This is a genomic window from Sinomicrobium pectinilyticum, from assembly GCF_003725735.1.
GTDB classification, from domain to species: Bacteria; Bacteroidota; Bacteroidia; order Flavobacteriales; family Flavobacteriaceae; genus Sinomicrobium; species Sinomicrobium pectinilyticum.
In genome coordinates this window covers 43,177-61,370 of record NZ_RJTM01000002.1, presented here as the reverse complement: position 1 = coordinate 61,370, position 18,194 = coordinate 43,177, and the positions used below count along the sequence as shown (strand labels likewise).

The following is an 18,194-nucleotide window of genomic DNA, read 5'->3' as shown; positions in this document are numbered from 1 at the left end:
TTCGTGGCAAAAACTTCTCTATACCGAAGCGGCGATACCCTTAGGAGGCTATCGGTCCCCCAATCAAACGGGGCAGCTTCTCTTATTTATATTTATGTACGAATTCAGACGGTGTAAGCCCCGTTTTTAATTTGAACAGGCGCGAAAAATAGGCATAGTCTTCATATCCCAGCGCCCTGGCTATTTCGGTAAACGAATTCTGCGAATGTACCAGCAGCCTTTTCGCTTCCAGGATCACCCGTTCCGCAATCAGGTCGGATGTGGTTTTCCGCAACGAAGCCTTGACCATGCGATTCAGATGCTTGGGACTGATATGCATCATATCCGCATAGGCCGAAGGTTGTTTTTCTTCGATATAATGTTTTTCTATCAACTGCTCCAATTGCCTGATCCTGCGCATATAGGTTGCCGACACCGGACTTTCGGCGCTATTATCCCGGAGGTACAGGCGGCTCAGATCTATATACAGCAGGTCCAGAGAACTTGCCAGGCGCTGCATTTTCATAAACCCCTCCCCTTCGTATTCGGAATGGATTTCCCGGAAAACGGTTATTGCCTTTAACATATCCGGCTCCTCCAGGTACAGACAGGGTGGGTTCTGGGCAGAATAATAAAAGGGAAAACCGTGAATGGAACGGTTTATATAGTGCATCTCGTAAAATTCCTGGGTATGAAATACCACATAACCATCCGCATCCTGCGAAAATTCCCAGTAATGGGTCTGTCCCGGGTACATTAAAAAGATGCTTCCGGGCCTTATTTCGTACGAATTAAAATCGATTTCATGTACGCCATGCCCCCTGGTAAACAGTACCAGAATAAAAAAATCGTGCTTGTGCGGAACGGTTATGGTTTCGTGAAAACTACCCGCGTGTTCCCGGAACGTATTGCTGTAAAAATACGGATAGCCTTCCTGCCTGCCGAACTCCCCTATATGCAATACCTGTATGTTTTTCATAGTTTTTTTATCCCCGAAGCCGGTTTCCGCATTTTCATCACCGCGCATAATGTTCCAAAAGTACAAATTAAAGCGAAAATAGTATAATACCCTGTTCCTGTTTATTTATCAACTTTGCCTTCAATATTAAAACACAGGAGATCATGGCTGACATTTTATATATTCTAAAAGAAAAATGTCCAAATTGTGAAAAAGGGGACATTTTTGAATCCAAGGGAAATCCTTTTCTTTTCCGTATGCCCAAAATGCACCGGAGATGCCATAACTGCGACTATAATTTCATCCGGGAACCGGGCTATTTCTTCGGGGCCATGTACGTGAGTTATGCCCTTACCATCGCCGAAATGGTAGCCGTGCTCATCCTGGGTAAATTTGTCATAGGTTTGGGAAATATCTACATTTTTGTTATTATTATGATAATGGCCGTGGTGTCCAGTACATTTAATTTCCGTTTATCCCGCACCATATGGCTTTACATGTTCCGGAAAAAGAAAACGCCGGGACACATCGAAGTATAACCGCAAAAAAACGAGAGATGCCGATTAAAGTAAAATACGTCGTCCTTACCGAAGATCATGCCAACTGGATCATAGACAATACCAGGGCACAATATAAAAGACTGTTCAAAGATCACGGGAAATATAAGGACATACAAAAGTACCTGGACGAGACCTATGCGCTGGAACCCCTGGTGAAAAGCCATAATGATTTTTCAAAACAAATGCTGATGGCCTTTGAAGAATCCGTTCCCGTTGCCTCGGCCGAACTGCTAGCTTCCCTGCCCGAAGAGGAAAGGCCGGAAAATAGTGACAAACCTCTGCTGACCCGTAAAATGCTACACAACACAGAAGGGAAAGGACTGGCGGAACTCTTACAGCGTTCGGAAGAGATCGCACGGCAGAAAAAGCACGATACCCTGCTGATCCGCACCTTCGGAGCCAACGATACTGCACAGAAGATCATCCGCAATGCCGGGTTTGAACCTCATAAAACGGAGCATGCCCGGATGGGCAATGCTTCTGTGGAGCAGCTCCTTTTTATTAAAAATATGGTTTAGGTTAAATCCTCTAATTTCTATTCATTTTAGCCACGGATACACGAATCCTTGCAAAGTAACTATTACTTTATATCCGCGTATCCGTGGCAAAACAGATTTTCCGTCTTTCTAACCTTATCAATTCCGAACTCCATGGGTAAGAAAAAAGCACCCATCTTGCGGGACGGGGAGTTTGACCAGGCCTAGGATTTATCTCCAAACCTTTGTGTTTTTCCCGTGGTTTGGACTTTCAAACCCTCCGATCCCGATTAAAATCGGAACCACCTCCCTTCATCTCAAGGCGCTGTGCTGAGCCTGGTCGAAGTAGAGGAACTCTTTAAAACATTCAAAACAAACAGGTTGAGCACTTAAAATCCACAAGGTTTAAACATTATTCACGTTATTTTTTATTATATTTGTATACATAATGCTCTTGGCCACGTATTCTACTTTTTTCAATATTATAGTGAGAATGCCTACCCTGGGGCTTTTTTTATATCCTCTTATGAAAAAAACTGCTATACTTGTAGACGGAGGTTTTTTTATAAAACGATACCGTTCTATTCATCAAATTAAAAACTTAAACCCGGAACGAACTGCAAATGATCTTTGGGAAATGTGCCTGAGACACCTGACACAAGCCAAAGGAGAGTCTTGTGAATTGTATCGGATCTTTTATTACGACTGCTTACCTTACGATAAAAAACAACATAATCCGGTAACAGGAAAATCCATTGATTTCTCAAAAACAGATCAATATAAGTTCCAACTACATTTTTTTTGAAGAACTTAAAAAGAAGAGGAAAGTAGCTCTTCGTCTCGGTGTTCTTGAAGACAGAAAACGTTGGATAATAAAACCTGCAAGGACTAAAGAATTACTGACCAAAAAGCTCGTCATAGACGATTTGACAGAAGAAGATGTTCAATTTGACTTAAGTCAGAAAAGAGTCGACATAAAAATCGGATTGGACATTGCTTCTATGACTTTGAAAAAACAAGTAGATCAAATAATATTAATTTCAGGCGACAGTGATTTTGTTCCAGCTGCCAAATTAGCCAGAAGAGAAGGTATAGACTTTCTTCTCGATCCCATGTGGAACCCCATAAAACCACATCTGTTTGAACATATTGATGGTTTAGCCTCCAAAATAAAACGTCCAGGCTCCCTGTAAAACCATAAAATATAAATTATTGCTTCTCATACGGAATACCAATAATTTATATATTCGCACAAACCAGTACCGTTTGCAGATATGAATTTATTTTACAGTCCGGACATTACCGGCGAGGAATCACAATTTACGTTTAACAAAGAAGAAAGCCGGCATATTGTCAAAGTACTTCGGAAGTCGGAAGGAGACAGCGTATACCTTACCAATGGTAAGGGCCACATGTTTAAAGCGGAGATCACCCTGGCCGATATCCGGCACTGTAACGCACGCATCACGGAAAAAATCGCACAGGAACCCCGGGATTATTACGTACACCTGGCCGTAGCCCCAACCAAAATGAACGATCGCTACGAGTGGTTCCTGGAAAAAGCTACGGAAATAGGTGTTGACGAGATTACTCCCGTTATCTGCGAGCATTCCGAAAGGACAGTGGTAAAAACAGAAAGACTGGAAAAAATCATTCAGTCTGCCATGAAGCAATCACTTTCTTCTTTTCTGCCCGGGCTAAACCCTCCGGTCGCCCTGGAATCTTTCCTGGAACGGGAAACGAACGGACAGCTCTTCATAGCCCATTGCGAAGAAGACGGGAACAGGCACCTTTTAAAAGAAAAAGTGGTTCCGGGACAGCGAATCACCATACTCATAGGACCGGAAGGTGATTTTTCTACAAAAGAGATATCCCTTGCCCTCGACAAAGGATATATTCCCGTATCTTTGGGAAGCACACGGTTAAGAACAGAAACTGCGGCTGTGGTAGCCTGTCATACCGTAGCGCTCATCAACCAGTAACCCCGGTTACCGGTCTGTAAAGGGACAGGGCCCTGCATTCCCACCGGGCTTTATAAGAGATATCATATGAACAAAATATTAATAGTATTCCTCCTTACCGCCTGTAATCTGGCATCCGCCCAGGAAATCGCGGTATTGAAATACGGCGGCGGCGGAGACTGGTATGCCAATCCTACCTCCCTGCCCAACCTTATAGCATTCTGTAACCGGCAACTGGGGACCAGGATCAACGGAAAACCACATACAGCAGAGGCAGGCAGCATAGACATATTCCAGTACCCTTTCCTTCATATGACCGGGCACGGGAATGTCTTTTTCACGGAAGAGGAAGCTGAAAACCTGAGAAATTATCTCCTCTCCGGCGGATTTTTACACGCCGATGACAATTACGGTATGCACCCGTACCTGGAAAAGGAAATGAAAAAAGTATTCCCCGACAAAGAATGGACGGAAATCCCTGCCGATCATCCCGTATTCCAACAAAAATTCCGTTTTGCAGACGGGCTTCCCAAAATACACGAGCACGATAATAAACGTCCGCAGGCTTTCGGGTACTTTCACGAAGGGAGACTGGTTTTCCTCTTCACTTTCGAATCCGACCTCGGGGACGGATGGGAAGATCCCGAAGTACATAACGATCCGGAGGAAGTACGACAAAAGGCCTTGCAAATGGGAGCAAATATCGTACAATACGCATTTGAGAATTAAAACCATGCAGCTTACCCACATGAACACCCCGTTCCGAAAGAAAGAATTCCCCCTGGTCATTGTTTGCGATACCGTTACCGGGCCTGCCAATGTAGGCGGACTGTTTCGCATTGCCGAAGCATTCGGGGTACGGGAAATACTTTTCTGCGGCAGCCGGCAGCCGGAATTTTCCCCGAGAATGAAAAAGACGGCACGTGCGGCAGATAAACATGTCCCCTACTCCTATAACGAAGATACCCGGAACACCCTTGCCACATTAAAAGAGAAGGGATACATCCTCATTGCCCTGGAAATCACGGAGGACAGCTCACCGCTAAGCCGTTTCGATTTCAGTGATTTCCGGAAAATAGCACTGATTATCGGTAATGAAAACCTGGGGATTTCACCGGAAATCATCGGGAATTCCGACCATTGTATCCACATAGAAATGTTCGGAAGCAACAGCAGCATGAATGTGGTACAGGCTACGGGAATTGCCCTGTATGAAATAACCGGGCAGATGAAAACATAAATAATTGCCCGGAAATCCTATTATTTAACAGGAATAGGCCAGGAAAAATTACAACATTTCTTTATTTTTGCCCTGTGAAACACGCTTTTCTCATATTGGCATTACTTATCTGTTTCAGACCGGCTTTTCCTTTCCTGGAATATGCCGCCAATTACGATTATATTTCCAAAGTGCTTTGCATCAACAAAGACAAACCTCAAATGCAGTGCTACGGTAAGTGTTATCTCATGAAAGCTGTGAAAGAGGTCGAGAACGACCATAAAGACAAACCTGTCCTGAAATTCGAGCACCAGCTTTTGTTCTTCCGGAATGCGGAAGAAACGGCAACCGTTCCTTCTTTCCCCCCTGTTCATGAAGTAAACGCTTATTCCCCTGCGGCCAATTACACTTCCAGGCCCGGCGACAGTCCGCTGAAACCACCTATTTCATTGCTTTAACCTCCTTTTTCCCCTACGGAAAAAAATACAGTTTCATTTTTTCAGGATTTCTCTCCGCGGATGCCCGGACAGCCTGCATTACAACATCATGTAAAGTCTGTACCGTATACCCGGAGAATTCCGTTCACTTAAAATTTAAATTTATCCGCAATGAAATCTCCCAGGTTATACGCAATAGGGTTTATGGTCATCGCTACAGCTATCGCATGCAATACCAGACCGTCCGAAGAAGCAGAAACATACAACAAGCTTTTCGACGAAGTAATCACCGCCCATGACGAAATCATGCCCGCAATGGGGAAACTGAATTCACTGTCAAAAAAACTGGAACAGGAAGCAGACTCCACCGACAGCTCCGGCATCCTGGACAGCCTGGAAATGTCCCATAAAGCCATGATGGACTGGATGAAGGATTTCAGTGAAAAATTCCCTTACGGCGAATTCAATCCAAAAGACAAGACCACCGAAGAAATCACGGCTAAAATAAATATCCTCGAGGAGGAAAAAAACGAAGTTTACGAGCTTCGCGAACTTATCAGTCAAAGTATTGAAAAAGCCGAAAAACTGCTGAGCGAGAAATAATTCATTTCCTTAAACCGGTTTCTTGAAAAATTCCCTTTTCATACTGGCATTCCTGATATGTTTTAAGCCGCTGTTCCCCGTGCTGGAATACGCGGCTAACTACGATTATATTGCCAATGTGTTATGTATCAACAAAGAACGTCCCAAAATACAATGTTACGGGAAATGTTATCTCATGGGGGCTATTGCAAAAGAAGTCGCAGATGGTAATGATGAAAAAGGGACCGAAGCCCCGAAGAAAACAGAATTACCCCTGCTTTACATAGAAAGGGGCAGCCCGCTCCCCGCCATCCGTAACAATCCGGATTACCACCCCGGGAATCCTTTTGCCCCCCGTGATACCATTTATTTTTTCTTGCCGGTAAACCGCCCTTTAAAACCACCGATCGCATTATCCTGAATACCGGTTACCATAAAAGTATCTTTCCCTGAATGACCGCAGGGACAGGTACGCCTATTTTTCAACTTAAATTATAATGATAATGCGAACCTATATATTTAAATCCTTTCTATTTGCGGCCCTTGCAGGCCTGTATACCTCATGTTCTTCCGATGACGACACCTCTGCACTGGCCGGAGAAGGACAGGTCTCTGTCGAATTCGATAACGGTGTGGCCGGGGACGACCTTATATTGCACACCTCCGCATATACCAACGGTAACGACGAGACCCTTACCATCGACCGGCTGAACTATATTGTGAGCAACTTCACACTGACAGATGACCGGGGGAACACCTATGTGTACCCGAAAGACGACAGTTATTTTGTAATCAGCGAGGAAAGTGAAAAAACCCAAATCACGCTTACCGGGATCCCCGCGGGAAATTATGTAAAACTACAATTCGGTATCGGCGTGGACCAGGAAAAATACCTTCAGGGAGCCGAAGGGCAGGGGGATTTCCTCGAGGAAGCCGAGCAGGAGGAAATGATGTGGTCCTGGCAGGCCGGTTACAAGTTCCTGAACTTCGAGGGTACATTCACCTCAGCCACTGTAACCGAACCCACGGAATTCAAGATCCATATGGGAAGCCATGGCTCCAGCCTGGACAATTACCGCGAAGTGAGCCTGGACCTCAGTACCCGGGCCATGGTAAGCGAAGAAATGAGCCCGCTGATCCACCTTTCCGTAGATGCCGATAAAATACTGAACGGTTCTGATAAAATGCTGCTTTCCGAAGAACCGGTTATTATGATCAGCGAAGAAAAATCGCCCAAAATCGCCGGTAATGCAACGGAGATGTTCTCTGTGGATCACGTACATAACGGCTCGGGTAATCATCATTAACCATCAGAGAGAAGAAGAGGGTGCCTAAAAAGTCTCAACTTCTATTAAAACCACAAAGTACACAAACCTGCCTGCCGGCAAAGGCAGGGCAGGCACAAAGAAATAAAAAGGTTAAATGTCTTGTAATAAAGCACCTGTTCCTTTGTGAGCTTTGCATATTCTTTGCTGACTTTGTGGTTAAAAATCTTTTTGGATACCTCCTTCTCTCCATAAAAACGATACAGATGAAAAGATTACTGATACTGATTGCGGTTCTTACCGTTACAGCCTGTAGCCCGGATAATGACGAATACCGGGCTGTTAATGAGCCATTGACATTCACCGTACCGTCCAACTTCCCCGAACTGCAGTACGACCTTACGGCCAATCCGCCGACAGAAAAGGGGTTTGAACTGGGAAAAAAGCTTTTTTACGACGGCAAATTGTCCGCTAACGGGTTTATTTCCTGTGGTTTTTGCCATGAGCAGCGTTTCGCCTTTACCCACCACGGGCACCAGTTCAGCCATGGTATTGACGACAAGGAAGGCACGAGAAATACCCCGGCTATCCAAAATGCCGCGTTTATGACAGAATTTGCCTGGGACGGCGCTACCTCTCACCTGGACCTCTTTCCCGTTATTCCCATAACCAACGAGGTGGAAATGGGGGAAACGGTCTCCAACGTCATCAGCAAAATAAGAGCTGACAGGGAATACCGGGAATTATTTGCCGAAGCCTTTGAAAACGGAGAAGTGAACAACGAAAACTTCTTTAAGGCCCTCTCCCAGTTTATGGTAATGATGGTCTCTTCCAACTCACGGTATGACAAATATGTACGCGGTGAGCAGGGAGGTAATTTCACCCCCGAAGAAGAACGCGGACTGCAACTCTTCCGCCAAAAATGTGCAGGCTGTCATGCCACGGACCTGTTTACAGATCATTCCTTCCGCAATAACGGACTGCCACCCAATCCGTCCCTGGACGATACGGGCCGGATGAAAGTAAGCGGCAGCGAATCCGACCGGTACAAATTTAAAGTACCCAGCCTGCGCAATGTGGCCGTCACCAAACCTTACATGCATGACGGACGCTTCGGAAGCCTGGAATCCGTACTCAATTTTTACAGCAGCGGTGTCGTGGAATCGGACAACCTGGACCCCCTTCTGAAAACAGGCGACACCCCGGGAATTGCCTTGACAACCGAAGAAAAGTCCGTGCTGATAGCATTCTTACAAACATTAACAGACGACAATTATTTAAACGATGAACGATTTTCAGAATATTAGGCAACACCGGGAACTTACACCGGAAAAACAGGAAAGATCTACAACCCTCCTCCTGGTTCCGCAGGAAATATGCTTCCTCCTTTTTCTTTTCTTCCTCGGCAGCACAACAAGCATGAGAGCCCATACGCTTTCGGACAGTATCCCCTCTCCTTTCGCTACCGCATTCCGTCCCGCCAAGGCCTTCCTTATGTGCGATGTATGCGGGTGCAGCGGTAACGGAGGCAGTATGGGGTACAGTACCGGGCTGGACAATAATTTCATCGGCCTGAGGTACATCACCCAGCAATATCGCTCCAGGGACGGTATTTTCAATAATTCGCCCTGGGTAGATGAAAACTTTAATACCATACAGGCCTGGGGAAGAGTCCCGGTAGGACGGCGGGTAGTGGTCCATGCCATGGTACCGTACCATTTTCACAACCGTACCTTTGCCGATAAATCCGACCAGCACCTTACCGGTATGGGAGATATGACCGTAATGGGATTCTATAAACTGCTGAAACCCGCAGATACGATGGAAACAAGCGGAAAACTCCGCCACACCCTGCAAGTGGGGGGCGGCATTAAACTTCCTACCGGGAATTATGACAGGTCCAACAACGAAGGGAGTGTAAACCCGAGTTTCCAGGCCGGAACAGGAAGCTGGGACTATATTATCGGGACAGATTATGCCGTAACCCTCGGCAACTGGGGAGCGAGCGCCATGCTCAACTATACTTTTAAAACCGAAAACAACGAGCATTACCAGTTCGGGAACCAGTTCAATTACGGCATACAGGTATTCCGTTCCTTTTCCGTTCCGGACAATGTCACCATTACCCCTATTCTCGGTGTTGCCGGGGAGGTCTATGCAGAAAATGAACAGTACGGACAAGCTGTTGCCAATACCGAAGGAGATGTGTTTTTCGGGAAATGGGGCATAGAAGCCGCCTATAAAAAATGGTCTTTGGGCGTTATGGGAATGCTTCCCGTAAACCAGAACCTCAATAATGGTAAAGTGGAAGTCAAGAACCGCTTGTCGGTCTATGTGAACTTTAACATTTAAACCGGAAAAGCGCCGAAGGTCGTTAAGGCGCCCCTGTCTGCACGTCGGGCAGCAAAGAAAATGTATTTCCATGCTGCCCGAAATGACAGGTATTTTATTTAGCAGGCACTATGCCTGCTTTTTTGTACTTAGTCTTTCACCCCTACAGCCTCTTCCTTCTCTTTTTTACTCCCCGAAAGCGGCAGGTCTACTTCCACCTGGTTCCTTACCAGGTCTTCAAAAGTTTCCCTTTTACGGATCAGATGGGCCTGGCCTTTATACCAGAGTACTTCGGCAGGACGGAAACGCGAATTGTAGTTGCTGGCCATCGTAAAGCAATATGCCCCCGCATTTTTAAAACACAAAATGTCCCCTTCGGTTATTTGTGCTATCCTCCGGTTATTGGCAAAAGTATCCGTCTCACAGATATACCCTACTACCGAATAAAAACGATCCCTTCCTTCGGGATTGGAAATATTTACAATTTCGTGGTACGCACCGTAAAGCATGGGGCGGATCAGGTGGTTAAACCCGGTATCTATGCTGGCAAAAACCGTCGAAGTCGTCTGTTTTACCACATTGACCTTGGCAAGGAAATATCCGGCCTTGCTCACCAGGAATTTTCCGGGTTCGAAAGCCAGGGTAAGGTCTTTGCCGTATTCTTTACAAAAATCGTTGAACCTCCTGGTCAGTTTTTTGCCCAGCTCTTCTATATTCGTCTCAATATCCCCTTCCTTGTACGGCACCTTAAAACCGCTTCCGAAGTCTATGAATTCGAGATTTTTGAATTGCTTTGCAGTCTCGAAAAGAATTTCCGAAGCATAGAGGAACACCTCTATGTCCAGAATGTCACTACCGGTATGCATGTGGATACCGTTGATGTGCATTTTCGTATTTTCAACAATGCGCAACAGGTGCGGCATCTGGTGAATACTGATCCCGAACTTGGAATCGATATGCCCCACGGAAATATTCGTATTCCCTCCCGCCATCACATGCGGGTTGATCCGTATACACACAGGTATATCCGCATGTTTGGTACCGAACTGTTCCAGAATGGAAAGGTTATCAATATTGATCTGCACCCCGAGAGCAGCCACTTCCTCGATTTCTTCGAGAGAGACCCCGTTGGGCGTAAAAATAATATCTTCCGGTTTAAAGCCCGCCTGCAACCCCAGTTGTACTTCCTGGATGGAAACTGTATCCAGACCGCTCCCCAGGTTATTGAGGAGTTTCAGCACCGAAATATTGGAAAGGGCTTTTGCCGCATAGTTAATCTTCAGGTTTTTCACTTTGCTGAACGCACCTGTAAGCCTTTGATATTGCGATATGATCTTTTCCGCATCGTATACATAAACCGGATTACCGAATTCCCGGGCAATATGTAATAAATCCTGATTATTCATCTTTTAACTTTGTGTGTTAGTGATCGATTCCTCTGTTTAAGTCCACAAATATAAGCCATTAGCCCTATTCCGATAGAACAAATACAGACATTAAATAAAAAATAAACATTTTGTGATAATACCAACAATTGTACTCCCCGGAGGTATTTTTTCACATCCACCTTCGGAAGCCGGGTACATGCTGTATTGGAAATCAGCTTTTTAATACGTCGGGGACAAAATAAAGCTATTTTACGGGGAATACAAAAAAATGTATTTAGGCTAGGGTAATTATACCAGGTTTGCTATTTTTGTCACTCATTTAAATGAACCTTTGTTATGAATTTACACGAATATCAGGGAAAAGAAATACTGGCAGGTTTCGGTGTAAGGGTACAACGGGGTATAGTGGCCCACAACCCTCAGGAAGCCGTTTCCGCCGCCAAGCAACTCACTCAGGAAACAGGAACCGGATGGCATGTTATAAAAGCCCAGGTACACGCGGGAGGACGCGGTAAGGGAGGTGGTGTTAAACTGGCCAAGGACCTGAAGCAGGTAGAAGAACTTGCCGAGCAGATCATCGGTATGAACCTGGTTACGCCCCAGACTTCCGCAGAAGGAAAAAAGGTGCACCAGGTATTGGTTGCCGAAGATGTATACTATCCGGGAGACAGTGAAACTTCCGAGTTTTACATGTCCGTATTGCTCGACCGTGCCAAAGGGAGGAACATGATCATGTATTCGACCGAAGGTGGTATGGATATCGAGGAAGTAGCGGAAAAAACCCCTCACCTCATCTTCACCGAAGAAGTTGACCCTGCTGTAGGCCTCATGCCTTTCCAGGCCAGAAGAATTGCTTTCAACCTCGGATTGAGTGGTAATGCATTCAAGGAAATGGTAAAATTCGTGAGCTCGCTTTACACCGCTTACATCAAATCCGATGCTTCCCTGTTTGAAATAAACCCCGTGTTAAAAACATCCGATGACAAGATCATGGCCGTAGACGCCAAAGTTACCCTGGATGACAACGCCCTGTTCCGTCATAAGGACTACGCGGAAATGCGGGACCTGCGCGAGGAAAACCCTATTGAAGTAGAGGCCAAGGCCGTAGGACTCAACTACGTGGACCTTGACGGTAACGTAGGATGTATGGTTAACGGTGCCGGACTTGCCATGGCCACTATGGACCTCATCAAGCAGGCCGGGGGTGAACCCGCCAACTTCCTCGATGTCGGGGGAACGGCAGATGCCAAACGTGTAGAAACCGCCTTTCGTATTATACTGAAAGACCCTAACGTAAAAGCCATCCTCATTAATATATTCGGGGGTATCGTTCGTTGCGACCGTGTAGCCCAGGGTATCGTGGACGCTTACAAGAACATGGGAGATGCCATTAAGGTACCGATCATTGTTCGTCTGCAGGGTACCAATGCCGAAATAGCCAAAGAACTCATCGACAATTCAGGACTCGCGGTACATTCTGCCGTACAGTTCCAGGAAGCTGCCGACAAGGTAAAAGAAGTTTTAAGCTAAGGACCTGACAGGACCAGGCAATATAAATGATAAAATTCAAACTCCCGGGAAAATAATTTCCGGGAGTTTTTTGTTTTATATATACAAATTAAGAACTTGTTTAAACTGGATTGATTGTAGCGAAAAATGATGATTTTTGTTCCCTATGAAGGCTTTTTTGAGTTGCATAGCCTTAGCTACGGAGCAAAAAAAAGACGAATAGGGGGCAAAAAGGACGTTTTTTTAGCCTCCCGATAATCATCGGGATGAATTCAGTTTAAACAAGTTCTAATGCGCCGGTCAGACCATTAACTGTTTTACAGTCATGAATATATTATCACATAGGCACATTGACCAATTTTATTACCTAACCAAAAACAATAGTACTAACCGAACCTTTCGCAATTCCGACCTTCCATGAACACCGAAAAAGAAAAGCTGAGCCTGCTGGCTGATATGATCGCCCTGGCCAAATCGGACGGCAATATCAAAGACATCGAATACCGCTTTCTCCTCACCGTAGCCGAACAACTGGGCGTAGAGAAAAAGACCCTCGACAAACTGTTTACTACAAAAGTGGAAAACGTACCGCTAAAACCGGAGTCCGAACGTATCCTGCAATTCCACCGCCTGGTATTGCTTATGAATATCGACAGGTCCTCTTCTCCCCGGGAAATCGAAAAAATAAAAGACCTCGGCATCCACATGGGGTTAAACCCGCTGGCCACAAACAAAGTGCTGGAAATCATGCACCACTACCCCGATAAGGTCATCCCGCCCGACGTCCTGGTACGAATCTTCAAGACATACTATAACTAAACCTCCCGGAATTTGAAGTCCCGGACATTCGCAAGGGATAAAACAGGCTTTCCGTTGATGGGTATTTAGACAACGCTATAAAATTCACTCTCCTGTAATCTCCATAAGCTTAAAACAGCCGGGAGCACCAAATAATGCCATTTTGTCATCAATTACAAGCAATAAAATGCCATAATGTCTTGTTTTCCGGAATGGAACTCAATTTGCAATAGGTAAGATGAAAACAAAAAATGTCAAACCTTAAAAATAATAGCATTATGAGCCTTGTAAAGAGAAATAACGACGTCTGGTTTCCTTCTATCTTCGATGAATTTTTGAAACCCGACTGGTTAGGCGGAATTCAAAATTACAACACACATGTTCCCGCCGTGAACATTCAGGAAACCGAAAAAGATTTTATCCTGGAACTGGTTGTTCCCGGAAAGACCAAAGAAGATTTTAACATTGAAGTGGACGACAAGGTCCTGACCATTTCTTCCGAACACAAGGAAGAAAAGAAAGAGGACAATGACAAGTACACCCGAAGGGAATTTCGTCACTATGCCTTCCGCAGGTCATTTAACCTTCCGGACAGCATAAACGAAGAGGATATCAACGCTGCTTACGAGAACGGTATTTTGAAACTTACCCTTCCGAAGCGCGAGGAAGCCCTTCCGAAACCCAAAAAGGTTATTGAAATTTCATAATGTGAATTGAGTTAGTTTAGTTAGTTAATTGGTTTTAATGAAAAAATCCCTGTGTTACCGCAGGGATTTTTTTTATTTCCGTATACTATCGTAAATCACTATTCATTTTCCGGGCCGGGCAATAAAGTTGCGGAATTTCCGGCTGGTCGTCCTGAGTGACTGAGCCCCGTTATCCCGTTTTTATATCACTACGGGTGCGTTCCGGCACCCCTTACTCTTACCTCTCCCGTGTTTTTCCCAAATACCTTAAGAACCGCAACCTGCAACTTGCCGGCTAAAAAAACAGCCTTTTATTTCGTCCGCAACGGTCGGCTTTAATATTATTTTTTCCCGGGGGGATATTTTCCCAGCACCTTTTCCACCACTTTCCGGTAGGCCTGTTCTCTCATTTCGGGACTGGTATTATTCCCCATTTTAGCCTCAAGCACACCCTGCCAGAAAAGTTCGTCTCTCTGGGCATCGATAAAGTCAAAAGTAATTTCCTGGGTCATGGAATTGGAACGTATGGGGATGCCCCCGGATATACCGAAGCCCCCGCCCCTTCCGCCACTGCCTATTCCTATACCTACCGAACTGTTATAAGGCGTTTCATATTGCCTGGTAAAAATATTGACATACATATCCGGAGTATTTGACCTCACCATTCCCTTCCCTTTCAGAAAGGCTTCCGTCCGGGCCATAATCCGTTTTTCATCCAACTGGTTAAGCCCCGAATTCATGTCCGGGTAGAAATCAAATGTCTTATACGCAGAAAAATCCGCATTCCTGTCGTAATCTATCTTTGCAGTAGCGCATGCCCCGAAAAGCAGGGCCAGGAGAAAAATTTTGAGAAGTCGCATAATACATTGCTTTTCTCAAAATTAAGGAAATCCTCCGACTTCGTTCAAAAACAGGACAAAAAGATTTCGCCGGGAAAGCCATAAATAGCACTTTTCTCCCTTCAGGAAACCGGCAATCCCTTCGTAATACTCCCTTCTATACTCTTTTGGTCCTGGGCTCCAGGTCCGTCAGTTCCCTTATTTTCACAGGCTGGCCTGTTTCTATGCTTTTTCTGGCCGCAATGCCGATCAGCACCGACATCACCCCGTCCCTCAGACCCGCGGCCCTGCCATACGGGTCGGGCATATCCGGGTTTTTAAACATTTTATCCTGTAACCGCATATCTCCGCCGCCGTGCCCTCCTCTTTCCATGGCAACTCTTACAGTATCAAAATCTTTCCATAACCTATGCACTATAATAGGTTCCTGGTCCTTGTCCTCTTCCCCCGACTGGTCCATCTCCCTGGCATGCATTTCACTCTGGTCTACGGTTTCTCCTTTCTGGTAAGGAATGTCCAGCCAGGCTTCCAGCCTGCCTTCCGTTCCGTTAAAAGCAACCCGCCAGCCTTCAAAGGGCGAATACGTGGTGAGTGAATAGTTCAGGATGGTATTATTCTTATATTTCACCTGGGCCGACATCTTATCATAAATATCTATTTCATTACGGAACAGGCAGTTGTCACGGATATACCCGTCATGTTTTTCATGGTCCACATAAAGCCTCATCATATGATCATTTTCGGTAATGTCCCAGTAATAATCGCATTCCGATTTGTGTCCGCAGGTCCTGCATTTATCTCCCCTGAAAGGTCCGTTTGCCCCGTAGTGCTCCAGGTCCCCGTAAGCGAATACCTCGGATGGCTCGGAATCTATCCACCAGTTCAACAGATCGAAATGGTGCGTAGCCTTGTGTACCCATAACGTCCCTCCTTCTTTCTTTAACCCGTGCCATCTCCTGAAATAGGAAGCCCCGTGATAGGTATTCAGGTACCAGTGAAAATCCACTGAAGTTATTTTTCCGATGGAATTTTCAGCCAGCAATTCCTTGATCCTGGTATTGTACGGGCTCCACCGGTAATTAAACCCTACGATAAGCTTCTTTCCGGACCTTCGCTCGGCATCGATAATAGCCTGGCATTTATCTTCGTCCGTAGTGAGCGGTTTTTCGGTGAGCACATCACATCCCATGTCCATCCCTTTGATAATAAACTCGTGATGGGTGGAGTCTTTTGTGGTTACGATCACGAGGTCGGGTTTGGTTTCCCCGATCATTTTTTCAAAATCGGTAAACGTAGGGCAGGTTACACCGATATGCCGGCGCCCGTATTCCAGTCTCCCGGGATTAATATCGCAAAGCCCTGCAAATTCCAGGATATCCGAATATTGTTCTGCCAGTCTTTTCCCCCAAAAACTGATCCCCCGGACCCCGGTTCCAACCAGAGCAACCCGTAATTTCTTTGAACTCCCGAAGCTGAATGCCGATACAGGCATGGCTATTCCGGCAGCCAGTAAACTCACCGACTGCAAAAACTTTCGCCTTGTAGTTTCCATAATTTAAGTCCCTTTTTTTAAATGTTTCTATGGTCAATTACCATAAATGTAATAAAAACACAGAAATATCTGCCTCATATTAAACATATACCACAAAAACAACAATGAACTTAACAAAACAAAAACCACAGGGCCGGACGAACTTTCCGCCGGTTTATTCGGGCAGTTCCACTTTATTAATAGTGAATTCCATATCGTCGATATCCCCGTCTGCTTCATGTATCCTGGAATTGGTATAATACAGGTAACCATTGTAGATCGCGAAGGTATCCGCCCATCGGACGGCATCTCCTTCCACCAGCGTTTTAATGGTTTTCCTGTCTGGGGTCAGGTATTGTATTTTATGGTTCTCCAGGTCGGCAAAATAGAGATTTCCCTTTTTATCCATTATCATTCCGTCGGGTGCGGCTGTTCTCTTCCTGAAGGGCTTTGCAGTCCCCAGCTTCTCCGGATCCAGCAGATCAGCGGTCTTTATACCGTAGAGTGTATAGCTTGTCAACGCGTGAAAATAGAGCATATCATTTCCGGTATCCAATGCAATCCCGTCCGAATGCACTTTGGCCTTCCAGGGTTTACCATCAATAGTAAGATGGTCAGTTTCCGCCGTGGTAAACGGGTGTCCGTCCAGCACCCTCGTATAAGTACGGCTGCTTTTATCTGCAATGATCAGCCCCGGCCTCCTGGAATCGGTCAGGTATATTTTCCCTTTTTTCTTGTCCACTCTCAGATCATTCACATAAGAATCTTCTTTTACGACACTATCGGGCAGCACATAAGTCTCTTTTAAAGTATCACTCCCCAGATCATACACATAGATCTTCGGCGAGGTAATGATCCCGGAAAACAGGGGGTTGGCGGTTTCCAGAACATACAATTCGTCCCCGGAAGCCACTACCGATTGTATCCCGATAAATTTTCCACCTGCAGGATCACCCACTTCCCAGGAGTTTACGGTTTTATCGGGATAGGGCTTATAACTTCCGTCAGGAAAAACCTCCACAACAGAAAAGGGGATGCCTTTCCTCCACCTGGGGAAGTTGGCAAAGATCCTTCCTTCTTCGGTCACGGTAACACCGGTTACCTGAATACCTTTAAAGGAAGCTACTTCAATCACATCGTTTTGTGCATTCAGGATTACGGGACAAATAAAAACCAGGACAGCAAATATTCTTTTCATTTTTTACACTATAAAAATTATAGTTGCAAAGCTATTTAACTATATTTAGCTTTACAATAACTATCCAAAAGGATAGATGCACCTATGGGACTGATTTGCGAAACAGAATTATACGAGGTAGGCGACAAGCTGTATCCTTGTGCCACGAGCATTACCATGGCATTTATAGGAGGAAAATGGAAAACGGTGATCCTGTCCCACCTGAAACAGGGGACCATGCGATACAGCGAACTCCGGAAAAAACTCCCGGTCATAACGGAAAGGACACTTAGCATCCAACTGAAACAGATGGAAGAGGATGGTATTGTAAACCGTAGAGTTCACACCTCAAAACCTCCGTTGAAGGTAGAATATTCGCTCACGGATTTTGGTAAGACATTCATCCCCGTACTGGAAGCTATTGCGGACTGGGGAGATCGATTTGCGGAAAAAAATGCCCGGGTAGTGAAGAACGGCAGGCTATAACCCATAACCGCT

Annotated in this window: 21 protein-coding genes; 16 read left to right on the top strand and 5 right to left on the bottom strand. The window is 45.4% G+C overall.

Annotated features, from left to right (window positions below; genetic code table 11):
- Window positions 1-82 precede the first annotated feature (82 nt).
- Window positions 83-958: a helix-turn-helix domain-containing protein gene (locus ED312_RS00365; RefSeq protein WP_170164417.1), complete on the bottom strand. Its 876-nt coding sequence runs from the start codon at window positions 956-958 to the stop codon at window positions 83-85.
- Window positions 959-1,101: 143 nt separating this feature from the next.
- Here ED312_RS00365 and ED312_RS00360 point away from each other — a divergent pair, with 143 nt between their 5' ends.
- The 12 genes from ED312_RS00360 (at window position 1,102) to ED312_RS00305 (ending at window position 9,789) form a co-directional block, all read left to right on the top strand.
- The gene (locus ED312_RS00360) at window positions 1,102-1,476 is read left to right on the top strand and encodes a DUF983 domain-containing protein (protein WP_123214004.1); all 375 of its coding nucleotides are present in this window, start codon (window positions 1,102-1,104) and stop codon (window positions 1,474-1,476) included.
- Window positions 1,477-1,493: 17 nt separating this feature from the next.
- Entirely contained in the window at window positions 1,494-2,015 is a 522-nt protein-coding gene (locus ED312_RS00355) for an N-acetyltransferase (RefSeq protein WP_123214003.1), read from the top strand.
- 713 nt (window positions 2,016-2,728) lie between these two features.
- On the top strand, window positions 2,729-3,166 hold the full coding sequence (locus ED312_RS23635; protein ID WP_206363184.1) for an NYN domain-containing protein: 438 nt from the start codon (window positions 2,729-2,731) through the stop codon (window positions 3,164-3,166).
- Window positions 3,167-3,247: 81 nt separating this feature from the next.
- Window positions 3,248-3,955 (top strand): 16S rRNA (uracil(1498)-N(3))-methyltransferase, encoded by a 708-nt coding sequence (locus ED312_RS00345; protein ID WP_123214002.1) that lies wholly within the window; start codon window positions 3,248-3,250, stop codon window positions 3,953-3,955.
- 66 nt (window positions 3,956-4,021) lie between these two features.
- On the top strand, window positions 4,022-4,663 hold the full coding sequence (locus ED312_RS00340; RefSeq protein ID WP_123214001.1) for a DUF4159 domain-containing protein: 642 nt from the start codon (window positions 4,022-4,024) through the stop codon (window positions 4,661-4,663).
- A gap of 4 nt (window positions 4,664-4,667) precedes the next feature.
- On the top strand, window positions 4,668-5,174 hold the full coding sequence (locus ED312_RS00335; protein WP_123214000.1) for a TrmH family RNA methyltransferase: 507 nt from the start codon (window positions 4,668-4,670) through the stop codon (window positions 5,172-5,174).
- Window positions 5,175-5,248: 74 nt separating this feature from the next.
- Window positions 5,249-5,611: a hypothetical protein gene (locus ED312_RS00330; protein ID WP_123213999.1), complete on the top strand. Its 363-nt coding sequence runs from the start codon at window positions 5,249-5,251 to the stop codon at window positions 5,609-5,611.
- Between the two features lie 150 nt (window positions 5,612-5,761).
- Window positions 5,762-6,193, top strand: coding sequence for a hypothetical protein (locus ED312_RS00325; RefSeq protein ID WP_123213998.1), 432 nt, complete (start codon window positions 5,762-5,764; stop codon window positions 6,191-6,193).
- Between the two features lie 22 nt (window positions 6,194-6,215).
- Window positions 6,216-6,593 (top strand): hypothetical protein, encoded by a 378-nt coding sequence (locus ED312_RS00320; protein WP_123213997.1) that lies wholly within the window; start codon window positions 6,216-6,218, stop codon window positions 6,591-6,593.
- Window positions 6,594-6,675: 82 nt separating this feature from the next.
- The gene (locus ED312_RS00315) at window positions 6,676-7,479 is read left to right on the top strand and encodes an MbnP family protein (RefSeq protein WP_123213996.1); all 804 of its coding nucleotides are present in this window, start codon (window positions 6,676-6,678) and stop codon (window positions 7,477-7,479) included.
- Between the two features lie 224 nt (window positions 7,480-7,703).
- Window positions 7,704-8,744, top strand: a complete 1,041-nt coding sequence (locus ED312_RS00310; RefSeq protein WP_123213995.1) for a cytochrome-c peroxidase — start codon at window positions 7,704-7,706, stop codon at window positions 8,742-8,744.
- Complete coding sequence (locus ED312_RS00305; RefSeq protein ID WP_123213994.1) at window positions 8,722-9,789, top strand: transporter family protein; 1,068 nt, start codon at window positions 8,722-8,724, stop codon at window positions 9,787-9,789. The genes ED312_RS00310 and ED312_RS00305 overlap by 23 nt, the downstream gene beginning before the upstream one ends.
- A 128-nt stretch (window positions 9,790-9,917) precedes the next feature.
- Here ED312_RS00305 and lysA read toward each other — a convergent pair whose 3' ends face one another.
- Window positions 9,918-11,174, bottom strand: coding sequence for a diaminopimelate decarboxylase (gene lysA / locus ED312_RS00300; protein ID WP_123213993.1), 1,257 nt, complete (start codon window positions 11,172-11,174; stop codon window positions 9,918-9,920).
- A 318-nt stretch (window positions 11,175-11,492) separates the two neighbouring features.
- Between lysA and sucC the strand changes: the two genes are divergently transcribed.
- From sucC to ED312_RS00285, 3 genes are all read left to right on the top strand, one after another.
- Entirely contained in the window at window positions 11,493-12,686 is a 1,194-nt protein-coding gene (gene sucC, locus ED312_RS00295; RefSeq protein WP_123213992.1) for an ADP-forming succinate--CoA ligase subunit beta, read from the top strand.
- A gap of 396 nt (window positions 12,687-13,082) precedes the next feature.
- A complete protein-coding gene (locus tag ED312_RS00290) occupies window positions 13,083-13,484 on the top strand; it encodes a TerB family tellurite resistance protein (protein WP_123213991.1) in 402 nt (133 codons plus the stop codon).
- 230 nt (window positions 13,485-13,714) lie between these two features.
- The gene (locus ED312_RS00285) at window positions 13,715-14,170 is read left to right on the top strand and encodes an Hsp20/alpha crystallin family protein (protein WP_317125650.1); all 456 of its coding nucleotides are present in this window, start codon (window positions 13,715-13,717) and stop codon (window positions 14,168-14,170) included.
- 320 nt (window positions 14,171-14,490) lie between these two features.
- Here ED312_RS00285 and ED312_RS00280 read toward each other — a convergent pair whose 3' ends face one another.
- The 3 genes from ED312_RS00280 to ED312_RS00270 all read right to left on the bottom strand — a co-directional run bounded on the left by ED312_RS00280 (window position 14,491) and on the right by ED312_RS00270 (window position 17,717).
- Entirely contained in the window at window positions 14,491-15,009 is a 519-nt protein-coding gene (locus ED312_RS00280) for a DUF4136 domain-containing protein (RefSeq protein WP_123213989.1), read from the bottom strand.
- A gap of 136 nt (window positions 15,010-15,145) precedes the next feature.
- The gene (locus ED312_RS00275) at window positions 15,146-16,540 is read right to left on the bottom strand and encodes a Gfo/Idh/MocA family oxidoreductase (protein WP_123213988.1); all 1,395 of its coding nucleotides are present in this window, start codon (window positions 16,538-16,540) and stop codon (window positions 15,146-15,148) included.
- Window positions 16,541-16,694: 154 nt separating this feature from the next.
- Entirely contained in the window at window positions 16,695-17,717 is a 1,023-nt protein-coding gene (locus tag ED312_RS00270) for an L-dopachrome tautomerase-related protein (RefSeq protein ID WP_123213987.1), read from the bottom strand.
- Between the two features lie 84 nt (window positions 17,718-17,801).
- Here ED312_RS00270 and ED312_RS00265 point away from each other — a divergent pair, with 84 nt between their 5' ends.
- Window positions 17,802-18,182, top strand: coding sequence for a winged helix-turn-helix transcriptional regulator (locus ED312_RS00265; RefSeq protein ID WP_123213986.1), 381 nt, complete (start codon window positions 17,802-17,804; stop codon window positions 18,180-18,182).
- The last annotated feature ends 12 nt before the right edge of the window (window positions 18,183-18,194 follow it).